General features: G+C 50.7%; 14 protein-coding genes. All 14 read right to left on the bottom strand.

Going from position 1 to position 12136, the window contains the following annotated elements:
- Positions 1-53: 53 nt before the first annotated feature.
- Positions 54-1100, bottom strand: coding sequence for a Fic family protein (locus AC1WIP_RS04685; protein ID WP_481140726.1), 1047 nt, complete (start codon positions 1098-1100; stop codon positions 54-56).
- Between the two features lie 187 nt (positions 1101-1287).
- Positions 1288-1491 (bottom strand): antitoxin VbhA family protein, encoded by a 204-nt coding sequence (locus tag AC1WIP_RS04680; RefSeq protein ID WP_481140725.1) that lies wholly within the window; start codon positions 1489-1491, stop codon positions 1288-1290.
- Between the two features lie 163 nt (positions 1492-1654).
- On the bottom strand, positions 1655-3148 hold the full coding sequence (lysS, locus tag AC1WIP_RS04675; protein WP_481140724.1) for a lysine--tRNA ligase: 1494 nt from the start codon (positions 3146-3148) through the stop codon (positions 1655-1657).
- Between the two features lie 31 nt (positions 3149-3179).
- Complete coding sequence (gene greA / locus AC1WIP_RS04670; RefSeq protein WP_481140723.1) at positions 3180-3662, bottom strand: transcription elongation factor GreA; 483 nt, start codon at positions 3660-3662, stop codon at positions 3180-3182.
- A gap of 88 nt (positions 3663-3750) precedes the next feature.
- Complete coding sequence (locus AC1WIP_RS04665; RefSeq protein WP_481140722.1) at positions 3751-4719, bottom strand: hypothetical protein; 969 nt, start codon at positions 4717-4719, stop codon at positions 3751-3753.
- Positions 4720-4729: 10 nt separating this feature from the next.
- Entirely contained in the window at positions 4730-5701 is a 972-nt protein-coding gene (gene dusB, locus AC1WIP_RS04660) for a tRNA dihydrouridine synthase DusB (protein WP_481140721.1), read from the bottom strand.
- Positions 5698-6474 carry a type III pantothenate kinase gene (locus AC1WIP_RS04655; RefSeq protein WP_481140720.1) on the bottom strand — a complete coding sequence of 259 codons (777 nt, stop codon included), beginning with the start codon at positions 6472-6474 and terminating at the stop codon, positions 5698-5700. The genes dusB and AC1WIP_RS04655 overlap by 4 nt, the downstream gene beginning before the upstream one ends.
- 4 nt (positions 6475-6478) lie before the next feature.
- Entirely contained in the window at positions 6479-6838 is a 360-nt protein-coding gene (locus tag AC1WIP_RS04650; RefSeq protein ID WP_318703781.1) for a DUF6145 family protein, read from the bottom strand.
- Between the two features lie 15 nt (positions 6839-6853).
- Entirely contained in the window at positions 6854-7861 is a 1008-nt protein-coding gene (locus tag AC1WIP_RS04645; protein ID WP_481140719.1) for a biotin--[acetyl-CoA-carboxylase] ligase, read from the bottom strand.
- A complete protein-coding gene (gene argF, locus AC1WIP_RS04640; protein ID WP_481140718.1) occupies positions 7858-8841 on the bottom strand; it encodes an ornithine carbamoyltransferase in 984 nt (327 codons plus the stop codon). Before argF ends, AC1WIP_RS04645 begins: the two co-directional genes overlap by 4 nt.
- A gap of 160 nt (positions 8842-9001) precedes the next feature.
- Complete coding sequence (locus AC1WIP_RS04635; protein WP_481140717.1) at positions 9002-9925, bottom strand: SPFH domain-containing protein; 924 nt, start codon at positions 9923-9925, stop codon at positions 9002-9004.
- A gap of 79 nt (positions 9926-10004) precedes the next feature.
- On the bottom strand, positions 10005-10475 hold the full coding sequence (locus AC1WIP_RS04630; protein ID WP_481140716.1) for an NfeD family protein: 471 nt from the start codon (positions 10473-10475) through the stop codon (positions 10005-10007).
- Positions 10476-10708: 233 nt separating this feature from the next.
- Positions 10709-11788 (bottom strand): cell wall hydrolase, encoded by a 1080-nt coding sequence (locus AC1WIP_RS04625; RefSeq protein ID WP_481140715.1) that lies wholly within the window; start codon positions 11786-11788, stop codon positions 10709-10711.
- Positions 11789-11995: 207 nt separating this feature from the next.
- Positions 11996-12136 (bottom strand): pyrroline-5-carboxylate reductase dimerization domain-containing protein (locus AC1WIP_RS04620; protein ID WP_481140727.1); only part of this gene is annotated, 141 nt, incomplete at its 5' end.

Here is a 12136-nt window from a genome sequence, read left to right as displayed (position 1 = left end):
GTACATCGTACGCAGCTGTCTCCAGGATAGCAGTGCAAGACTGATGAGGGGAATCATTTTAATCTGTAATAGCAAATATTTTTCCCAGAGCCCTCCCGCTTCAGCTCGCCGGATGCCACCAATTTCCGCAGTGCCCCTTCGATGGAGCTGATACTGAGCGAAGGGCAGAGTTCCCGGATATCCTGCTTCGTAAACCGGCCGATTTTCTCCATGGTCGCCCGGCGCACAGTCTCCAGGGCAGGGAGTTTGGTCTCCACCAGAGCAAAGCGATCTTCAAAATCCTTGTAGGCGGAAAGAATGGTCCCCAGCAGATACTTGATGAACGGAACCACATCTTCGGTGCCTTCATGCCATCCGATCTGCGCCTGGCTCAGGACATCATAATAGAGGTCCTTATTTTTTGCGATCTTGGCCTCCAGCGAGATATACTTGCCCACATAAAACCCGCTGCGGTAGAGCAGCAGTGTGGTCAGTAGACGGCTCATTCTGCCGTTTCCGTCGTTGAAAGGGTGAATACAGAGAAAGTCGTGGATGAACACAGGAATGACAATCAGCGGCTCCACTTCCATGTTCCCAATGACCCGGTTGTACTCCTCGGAGATCCTGTCCAGGGCCTCCGGCGTTTCATAGGGAGCCAGTGGCGTGAACAAGGTCTCCACATGGCCATCGGGATAGGTGGCGCTGATGTAGTTCTGCACACTTTTGGTTCTGCCTGCCATGGGATTGTTCATATGGCTGTAGAGGATCTTGTGGAGCTGCAGGATGTAGTTCTGGGTGATGGGGATGGCGTCGAAGTTCTCGTGAATGAGGTTCAGCACGTCCCGATAACCCGCAATCTCCTGCTCGTCCCGGTTTCTCGGCATCGTTTTCTCCTGCACAAGTTGCCGGATACGGGTGTTTGTGGTCACGATGCCCTCAATGGCATTGGATGCCTCGGTGCTCTGCACCTTTGCAATCTCCACCAGTTTCTCCAATTCTTCTGGCCGTTGTTTCAGATATAGTTCCTGCTTTCCGGCTTCTTTATAAATCGCCGCGACTAGGCCCAAAATCTCCGAGTCCCATTTCTGTTCCCGGAACGCGGAGTAATTGAATGCACGCATACCCTTACGCCCTCCTTTATTCCCTTAAATTTTACCATAGAATAAGGGAAATTTCAACTCCGGGAAAAACTTTCCCTTATCAGTATATCAGTTTTAAGGGATACTATACGTCTGTAAGGGAAATCAATCCTGTTTCCCCCATAGGTCTGCTGCTGTAACGCTTTTCATGCCCCACAGCCTTTTGAACTCAATAATCGCTCCGATTCTCCTCTGCCGCAATCTTCCGATGGAGGTCCAGCAACTCCTGCTTCATCTGCTCTCCGGTCAATTCCCCTCGGACCCACTTCTCTGACAGGAGCTTTGCATCCGCAGAAACCGGTACACCATTGATCGCGTTGATCGCATCTGCGGTTTTGACGGCCACAAGCCTTTTATGAAAATTCTCTCTCATTGTTTGTTCAACTCCATATCGTAATAGCAGAACGGGACCGCCAGCGTACCGGCGGTCCCGTGTCTTTTCATCCAAGGATTTTCATTTGTAGTAAAATTGTTGTAACTGCAGTAAACCTGATTTCTCACAAACCCAGGTTTCATGCGGGTTTGCGGGCTGTCCGTCAGTCTAATGGTTTCATTGTGGGGAACAGCAGCACATCCCTGATGGCCGGAGAATTTGTCAAAAGCATCACCAGTCTGTCAATGCCATAGCCGATGCCTCCCGTAGGCGGCATACCGATCTCCAGCGCATTCATAAAGTCCTCGTCCGTGGTGTTGGCCTCCTCGTCCCCGGCTGCCAAAGCAGCCTCCTGGGCCTTAAAGCGCTCTCTCTGATCGATGGGGTCATTCAGCTCAGAGTAGGCGTTGCACATCTCCCGTCCGTAGATAAACAGCTCAAAACGCTCCACATAATCCGGCTTGTCCGGCTTCCTCTTGGTAAGGGGAGAAACCTCCACGGGATGATCCATCACGAAGGTGGGCTGAATCAAGTGCTCCTCTGCAAATTCCTCAAAAAACAGATTCAGAATATCTCCCTTTGCATGGCGGGCCTCATAATGAACGCCCTTCTCATCTGCAATCTTCTTTGCCGCCTCCGTATCGGGAATCTGGTCAAAATCCACCCCGGCATATTTTTTCACCGCTTCCACCATGGTAATGCGCTCAAAGGGCTTTCCAAGATCGATCATTTCCTCCCCATAGGGAATCAAGGTGGTGCCGCACACCTCCTGCGCCACATAGCGGAACATATTCTCCGTCAAATCCATCATGCCGTGATAATCCGTGTATGCCTGATAGAGCTCCATCAGGGTAAACTCCGGGTTATGCCTGGTGTCAAGTCCCTCGTTGCGGAACACGCGCCCGATCTCAAAAACGCGCTCCATTCCGCCCACAATCAGCCGCTTCAAATACAGCTCCAGAGAAATGCGAAGCTTCACATCCTCATCTAGGGCATTGTAATGGGTTTCAAAGGGTCTTGCTGCCGCGCCCCCCGCATTGGACACCAGCATGGGAGTCTCCACCTCAAGAAAGCCTTGATTCTCCAGATAACGGCGGATGGCGCTGATAATCTTAGAGCGCTTTACAAAGGTATCCTTTACCTCGCTGTTCATAATCAAATCCGTGTACCGCTGGCGGTAGCGGATATCCGTATTGGTAAGGCCATGAAATTTCTCAGGAAGTACCTGCAGGCTCTTGGAAAGCAGCGTCACCTTCCCGGCATGAACGGAAATTTCTCCCGTCTTTGTCTTAAACACTTCCCCTTCAATACCTACAATATCTCCCACATCATATTTTTTAAAGTCCGCATAGGACTCCTCTCCGATGCTGTCGCGGGCCACATAGGACTGAATGTTCCCCGGCAAGTCCTGAATATTGCAAAAAGAGGCTTTGCCCATAACACGCTTGGACATAACACGGCCCGCAATGCGGACTGTTTTTCCCTCCAGTTCCTCAAAGTGTTCCTTGATATCTGTGCTGTGATGGGTCACGTCATATTTGGTAATCAGAAACGGGTCCTTGCCGGCCGCCTGAAGCGCCGCAAGCTTCTCTCTTCTCACCTTAAGCAGCTGGTTGATATCCTGTTCCTGTCCCTTCGGATTTTGTGCTTCTGCCACGTTCTTCTCTCCTTATCTGTGATCGGCGGTATCATTTCCCTCTCTGGATTCCCAAATTTTTAAAGAAAAATCCCCCCGCCTGTGTCTCCACCTCCACGGTGTCCCCGACTTTGCGCCCAATCAGCGCTTTTCCTACCGGGCTTTCATTGGATATTTTTCCCTTCAGGCTGTTTGCCTCCGTGGAGCCTACGATCTTGTATTCCAGCTCCTCGCTGTATTCCAGATCAAGCAGCTTCACCTTGCAGCCGATATTGATCTTATCCAGGTCTACCTCGTCCTCCAGAACCACCTCGGCATTTTTCAATATCTTTTCCAGCTCCTCAATCCGCGCCTCAATGTCTCTTTGCTCGTCCTTTGCCGCGTCATACTCCGCATTCTCGGACAAATCCCCCTGTTCTCTGGCTTCCTTGATTTTCTGAGCCACCTCCTGACGTCTTACCACCTTCAGATCATGTAGCTCATCCTCATATTTTCTGAGGCCCTCGTAAGTCAAAATGTTCTTCTTCTCCTGCATGACAAACACCTTCCTAATTTTGATTCTATCACGTAAAATAATAAACTCCCAATTAACTTCCGTATTATACCCATTTTTATCCACAGTGTCAAGGCAATACAGGCTGTTTCCATTCCTTTTTCAGGGAAACATACCGGATTCCCAGATTCCGGCTTTCCATGCGCCTGCACTTTTCCTCCAGAGCGTCCATGTCCAGCCAGATGCTCCCCTTTGCAATCTGTCCCGTGGGAATCTGCACCTCCCCGGAAAAATCCAAAATAGAGGAGGGTTCCCAGCATGCCACCCCGGCCCGTTTCAAGGTCTTCCCCGGTTCCAGAACCTGCACTGCTGCCGCCAGTCCGTATTCCTCATAAATGTCCTCCAAAAAATCCTGAAGCGGTTCCCGGTAACACTCTTTCGGCAGAATCCATTTTAAGCTTTTCATTTTACAGGCATAGCGCCTAAGCAGCAAGGGCAGCACGGGATCATATCCCAAAATTAAAAAATGAGGATTCCCTGCATACTGCATCATATGCTCCACCCACTGGGGTTCCCGAAAGCCGTCAAACACCGGCACCCTCCAAAGCCTGCTCCAGATTTCCCCGGGAACAGAAGCCTGGCTCTGCCTGGGCTTTAACAGATGCTCCAGTGCTTCCTCGCAGGAAAAACAGCAGTCTTCCAAAGGAAGCTCCTCCCCCTCTGCTCCAAACATTTCCAGCACCAGGGCAAGCTGTGCTTCCCAGTAACGCCGCCTTTTTTCAATCGCCTTCCTTCTTCTTTTCTCTCCAGGCATTTGAAAAATCCGCTGATGCCAGGGTCTTTCTATAAAAGTCTCTTTCCTCTGCCCCAAGAGGCTCTCCTCCGCCTCCCAGCGCTTCACCAGCCCTCTGTCAAGTCTTGCACGGATCAGCAGATAATCCTTTTGCTGCAGGCGGTACACCTGACATGGCTTTGCAAGAAATTGTCCTTCCTCCGCATGGCTTTGTCCTCTGGCAGTATAAAAATAAATGATCCTGTCCATGGCATAAATATATGCCGCAGAAACCTTTTGTATGCAAAAGACCGGCTGCCTTTCCAAAGTAATCTCTTCAGACGTCCGGAAAGATCTCTTCCACGCCCTGAATCAGCGCATCCATGCTCTCCAGCGCATTGATCATCTGGCGGAATCTGGCAGAATGGGGCATTCCCACAGTATACCAGGACAAATGCTTTCGCATCTCCCTGACGCCGGTGTATTCTCCCTTGTATTCCAGCTGCAGCCTGGCATGGCGAAGGATAAGCTCCCGCTTTTCTGCGTTGTCAGGCTTTCGGGGTATGGCTCCCGTCTCCAGATATTGTGATACCTCCCGGAAAATCCAGGGATTTCCCTGGGCGCCTCTGCCGATCATAACACCGTCGCAGCCGGTTTCTAAGAGCATCTGCTCTGCCGCGGCCGGAGAGTCCACATCTCCGTTTCCAATCACCGGAATGCTCACCGCCTCCTTCACCGCACGAATGATCTCCCAGTCAGCCTTGCCGCTGTAATACTGCTCTCTTGTCCTTGCATGCACCGCTATGGCTGCCACGCCGCAGGCCTCTGCGATTTTGGCCATCTCCACCGCGTTAATATGCTCCTTGTCAAAGCCCATCCTGATCTTTCCCGTCACAGGCTTTTGCACCGCCTTAACCAGCCCCTCCAATATCTGCGCCGCCAGTCTGGGATTTTTTAAAAGAGCGGAGCCCTCCCCGTTATTCACCACCTTCGGCACAGGACAGCCCATGTTAAAGTCCAGGATGGAAAAAGGCCGCTCCTCAATTTTTTTTGCCATCTCGCTTACAATCACCGGGTCGGACCCAAACAGCTGCAAAGAAACAGGCCGCTCCTTTGGATGAATGTCAAGCAGCCGCTCCGTATTCTTATTGCCATAAAAAATTGCCTTGGCGCTGACCATCTCCATGCACACAAGCCCAGCTCCCAGCTCATGGCACAGCAAGCGAAATGGCAGGTCCGAAACACCTGCCATGGGAGCCAGTATCACATTATTTTTTAATGTCACGCCGCCTATCCTAAGCGCGCTCATCTCTTTGTCCTGTTCTTCTCATAAATGATCCGCAGGCCATCCAGGGTCAGGGCGCTGTCATAGATGTCAATGGCATCCGTTTCATCGGAGATAATTCTGCCCAGCCCTCCGGTGGCAACCACCTTCAAATTGTCCAGACCGCTCTCTTCCTTCACCTTCTTGATGATGTACTCCGTCTGCCCGATCTGTCCGTACATCAATCCCGCCTGCATACTGCTTATGGTCTCCTGGGCCAGAATAGACTTGGGCTTTTTGATCTCGATGTTGGGCAGCTTTGCCGTCTCCTTCCACAAAGCCTCCGAGCTGATACGTATCCCCGGTGCGGTAATGCCCGCCGCAAATTCGCCCTTTTCCGTGATCAGGTCATAGGTGGTAGCCGTCCCGAAATCCAGCACAAGCACCGGCCCGCCGTACTTTTCGTAGGCTGCCACCGCATCCACCATGCGGTCTGCGCCGATGGCTCTGGGGTCTTCCGTCACAACCTTTATGCCCGTTTTTACACCAGGCCCCACAATCAGCGGCTTGGTTTTCGTATAGCGGATCAAGGCGCTGGTTAAGGAGTGCATCACATCCGGCACAACGCTTGCAATGATGGAGCCCTCCAGCTTCGACGCGTCAATATCCCGGTTTTTCAAAAGCTGTGTGATGATCACCCCGTACTCGTCCGAGGTTCTGGGCGTCTTGGTCATCATGCGGAAGGTTGCCGCCGCCGTCTCCCCGGCAAACACTCCCAGCGTCATATTTGTATTTCCAACATCAATCACTAAAATCATAGAATTATCCCTGCTCCTCTTCTTTCAAAATCTGGGAAATATCTTCCTTCAAAATAAAAACCCTGTAATACAGGCTTAAGGATTCCAGCAGCTCCTGGCGCTTTCTGCGGATTTCCGAAACCAACAGCCCGCTGGAAATTTCATCGTAGTAAATATCATCTTCCTCCGCATTCGTCTCTAAAGACAGCGAGCCATCCTCTTCAAATACAATGGTGAAAATCCCCCCTACCTCCTCCGTAAACAAAACACAGATAATATGCAGCTCGTCCTTAATAGAGTCAGGAATGCCGTTAAAAGCCGGATTAAAATAATATTTCATATCATAGGCGTTGGCGCCGCAAAGCACCACTCTCTTATCGTCCATTTCAGCCTCCGCAATCTATACATAGCCATAAATGCCTCTGACGGACACCTCTCCCGCGTAAACCGCAGTCAGGCCGCCCTCAGGCCGCTCCACCAGAAGTTCTCCCGCGTCGTTGATCCCTCTTGCCACTCCCCGGTATTCTCCCTTTGGATCCAATACGCAGACCTCCCTGTCACGGTTTACCAAAAGGGCATTGTACCTGTCCTTAAGACCCTCCAGGCTCCCTGTTTCCACAAAGGCCTCATATTCCCGCTCGAATACCTCCATCACGTTGGCCAAAAGTCCGCTTCTGGATATTTTTTGTTTCAGCTCCTCCTCCAAGGCTGCCGCCGTAGAGGCAATCTCCGGCCCAAAGTTCTGCTTTTTTACATTGACGCCGCAGCCGATGACCACATAATGAATATAATCCCGCTCGGCACTCATCTCTGTCAAAATCCCACAAACCTTTTTCCCATGCACCACAATATCGTTGGGCCATTTGATGCCGATCTCCAGACCATCCGGCTCCTCTTTCCCCTGTCCGGATACCGTTTTCTCAATTCCCCTGGCAATGGCATAGGCCATCACAAGGGTCAGCATGGAAGCGGTATCCGGAGAGAAATCCGGCTTCAAAATCAACGTAAAGTAAAGATTGGTTCCCGCCGGGCTGCTCCAGTTCCTTCCCCGTCTGCCCCGTCCCTTCGTCTGCATATCCGCCACAATCAAGGTGCCATGACAGGCCCCTTTCTCCGCATCCATTTTAGCCTGCAGATTGGTGGAGCCCAGACTGTCATAAAAGTAAACCGGCCTTCCCGCCCACCTTGTCCGAAGCCTTCCTGCAATTTCATTTCCACTGTAGACCTCATCTGAATCCCGCAAAAGGTATCCTCTGTTTCTCACAGCCTCAATGAGATAGCCTTCTTTTTTCAGCTGCTCCACAGCCTTCCAGACCGCCGTCCTGGACACGCCAAAGCGCTCACACAGCTCCTGTCCGGAAACATAATCCTCTCTGCCCCGCAAAAGCTCTAAAATTTCCTGCTTCATAGGGTTGCCGCCATAACAGCCTTGATGGTGTGCATGCGGTTTTCGGCCTCCTCAAACACCAGGGAGTTTAAGGATTCAAACACCTCATCCGTCACCTCCATCTCAGTAATGCCAAATCGCTCTCCCATCTGGGCGCCGATTTTTGTCTTTAGATCGTGGAAGGCCGGAAGACAGTGCATAAATACGGCGTTTTTCCCGGCGTTCTCCATCACGCTTTTATTGACCTGATAAGGGGACAGCTCTCTGATTCTCTCTTCCCAGACCTGCTCCGGCTCACCCATGGAAACCCATACATCCGTATAAATCACATCCACATCCTTCGTTCCCAGTTTGACATCCTCCGTAAAGCGGATGCTGCCGCCCGTCTCCTTTGCTATAGCCTCACACTGAGACGCAAGCTCCTTTGCCGGAAAATACTTTGCCGTAGTGCAGGCCGTAAAGTGCATTCCCATTTTTGCACAGGCCACCATAAGGGAATTTCCCATATTGTAGCGGGCATCCCCCATATAGGTAAGCCGGATTCCCTTCAGGTGTCCGAAATGCTCCCGTATGGTCAAAAGATCCGCCAGCATTTGGGTGGGATGAAATTCATTGGTAAGCCCATTCCACACAGGCACCTTGGAATACCTGGCCAGCTCCTCTACAATTTCCTGCTCAAATCCGCGGTATTCAATTCCCTCGAACATGCCAGCCAGCACCCGGGCCGTATCCGCAATGCTTTCCTTTTTGCCAATCTGTGAGCCTGAAGGGTCCAGATAAGTGGTTCCCATTCCCAAATCATGAGCTGCCACCTCGAAGGCACACCGGGTGCGCGTGCTTGTCTTTTCAAAAATCAACGCCACATTTTTTCCTCTCAGGGTATCCACCGGGATTCCCTGTTTCTTCTTCTCCTTAAGCTCAGAAGCCAGGTCAAGAAGATAGTTGATTTCCTCCGGCGTAAAGTCAAGCAGTTTCAAAAAATCGCGCCCCTTTAAATTCATAAAGCATGCCTCCCATAATTGTTATTCGTTTTTTTATTCTATCACAGGATGTTTTTTTTCACAATGGCTTCTTTGCAAGGAAAAACCGCGCAGGCCTTTCCCTTTCCAGGAAAATCAAACGCGGTTTCTCAGTGCGCCTGCGGCGCACGTTTTATATGTTTTAAGGCTGGATTTTGTTTGCGGTTTCCTTCCATGCAGATGCAAGGCTTGCGATGCCCTCCAGCTGTGCAGGAAGCAGAATGGTGGTGGCACGGCCGTCCGCAACCTTCTCAAAGGCTTCCAGACTCTTCATCTTCAGCACCGCCTCGTCTGCGCCTGCCTCCTTCAGCATACGGATACCGTCCGCATTGGCCTGCTGTACCTTGAGAATTGCCTCCGCCTGGCCTTCTGCCTCGCGGATCATTTTTTCTTTCTCTGCCTCCGCCTTTAAAATAGCGGACTGCTTCTCCGCCTCGGCGCGCAGAATCGCAGATTCCTTTTCACCCTCTGCCACCAGAATATTGGCCTTCTTTTCGCCCTCTGCTCTGGTAACTGCCTCTCTTCTTTCTCTCTCCGCCTTCATCTGTTTTTCCATAGCGCTTTGAATCTCAGCGGGAGGAATGATATTTTTCAGCTCTACCCGGTTTACCTTGATGCCCCAGGGGTCTGTGGCAATGTCCAGTGCCGCTCTCATCTTCGTGTTGATGGTCTCTCTGGAGGTCAGGGTCTGATCCAGCTCCAGATCACCAATAATATTTCGCAGAGTGGTGGCCGTGAGATTTTCAATGGCCATCATGGGATTCTCCACCCCGTAGGTAAACAGCTTGGGATCCGTAATCTGATAAAACACAACCGTATCTATCCGCATGGTGACGTTATCCTTGGTGATTACCGGCTGTGGAGGAAAATCCGCAACCTGCTCCTTTAAGTTTACCTTCCTTGCCACCTTATCAATAAAGGGCACCTTCAGGTGAAAGCCCACTGACCAGGTTCCCTGGTAAGCGCCCAGACGCTCCACCACAAAGGCCTGTGCCTGGGGCACGATCTTGATACAGGATACCAAAATCAGCAAAATTAAAACCAACAGTACAATAAAAATAATCATATACTACCTCCTTCTGTGCCGTCAGGGTATCGGCACCCCCTTATACTTTCTTTTGTTTTGCTTTGAAAAATGCTCCGTCTCATTTTCCTGATTCTGCCTGGGTCTGCTGCATCTGCGGATCCAGCCGCACAATCAGCTTGACGCCGCTGATGGCCATAATATCCACCACTGCCCCAACAGGAATCGCCGTCCCGTCATCGACGCTTCTGGCGCTCCACTCCTGTCCGCCTACGGTAATCTGGCCGATTCCCTGGAGATTGTCAATCTCGCTGATTACAATTCCCTGTCTGCCCACCAGACTTTCCACATTGGTTCTCACCCGGTCTTTGTTAAAATACTTTACCGCCACAGGCCTGGTAAAATACAGCAAAAGCAGGGATACCACAAAAAACAGAATCACCTGCACAAGCACAGGCGCCTGAAACGCAGCCGCAACAATGCACACGAGCGCTCCCCCTGCAAACCAGATGGTGGTAAGCCCCAGGGTAGCCGCCTCAATGCCAATGAAAAGAATCAGCAAAACCAGCCACAGAATTAACATTTCATTCATGCAATCGCTCCCTTTTCCATAGTGCCAGGTCTTATTATTGTTACCTGTCTTTTTTCTTTTAAACTATGAATTCAGTTTACTACAAATTCCCCCTGCTGGCAATTCTTTTTCTGGCACGATAGAAGTTTTATCGTTCATTTACGGACATCTCTGCGCTTTTGACAAAAAATGAGAGCATTCCTTGGAATGCTCTATTCCGCAGAATGCTCTCGCCTTTTTACTTTATGGCTGCCTTAGTAAAATACATGATTGCCGATCACCACACCGTCGCGGCCATTATTCCGCCGGAAATGTGTCAGGTCTCCTACGTTGGAGTTGCCAGCTATGGCGTCCTGTGCCGCCTGAATACAGCTTGTGGAAATATTGCCGGATTCATATACACGGTTCAGCTTGCCGCTCATGGCAGGTGTAAACTGGCCGGAAGCGTAAATCACACCGTGGATGCTGTCGGGATATGCGCCGCTTCTCACACGGTTCATAACCACTGCGCCCACCGCAAGCTGGCCTTCGTAGCTCTCGCCCCCTGCCTCACATTGAATCAGGGCCGCCAGAAGCATGGTAGTATCCGCATCCGTTGTATATTCGCCGTAGTTGACATGGCGCTTTGCCTCCTGCTCGGCTGCTTCCCTGGCTTTAATCTCTTCCATGGTCTCACCGGCATCGATCTGAAAATCAAGGGCTGCAAACTCGGCAGCTACATAGCCGTCTTCTCCGTTATAGTCAATGCAGACCCATCCGTCCTCTCGGTTTTCCAAAACCTCCACGATCTCTCCCTTGGGAAGCAGTCCCAATGTGGAGGCTTCTGTATTGGGCTGTGTTCTCACTCTTACGGTCTCTGTGTCCGCAATGGTTGCAATCATCTTTCCCACATCGTTTGCCAGGGCTTCTGCCTCCTCGTCAAACAGAAGATATTCATCCTTCGCCCAGCCAATGATGTTTCCCGACTGCAGTTTGGTCCAGCCATCCTTTCTTTCCAGAATGGTGCCTCCGCAGTCCTTGTACAGCATTCCGACCTTTTCGGCCTCTTCGCTGGCTTCACTTCTCACGTTCAGAGTATTTTTCACGTTGGCCATAACCAAGGTGGATTTTTCCTCGTCTGCAGTGAAATTTAAGTTTAATTCCTTTGCCGTAGCGTTCAAAAGCTCCGTCGTATTTGTTGCGCCGGGGTCCAATATGGCCGCTACGCCTCCGCTTATTTCATCCAGGTAATTATTTGAGCTGCCAGCCTGTACGGTCATGCCTGTCTGTGCAAGCAGGGATACGGATACCGCAAATCCTGCAAGCCCCACAAGCAGCCTTTTGCTTCCTGCCATTTTCTTTACCTCCAACAAATTTGAACCGTTAAAAAATATATCACTTTTTTAACTAATTTATTACAGATTTGTTAAATTTGTTACGCAGGTTATCATAGCAGAAGCTGTTTTTTTTGTCAAGTCAATGTTTTATGATTTTACTTTCCTGTTTTTTCCTTCCAGGCTGTAACACTTTAACCAACATCCATTGACAAAGACTTGCCAAGACTACATATCCCGGGATTTTTGGATACATGCCTCCATGGCATCCATCACAGCGGCGCGCAGGCCCTTTTCCTCTAATACCTTCACCGCCTGAATGGTAGTGCCGCCCGGCGAACACACCATATCCTTCAGCTCTCCAGGATG

This window comes from Acetatifactor sp. (assembly GCF_982438285.1).
This window is presented reverse-complemented; position numbering and strand designations above follow the sequence as displayed.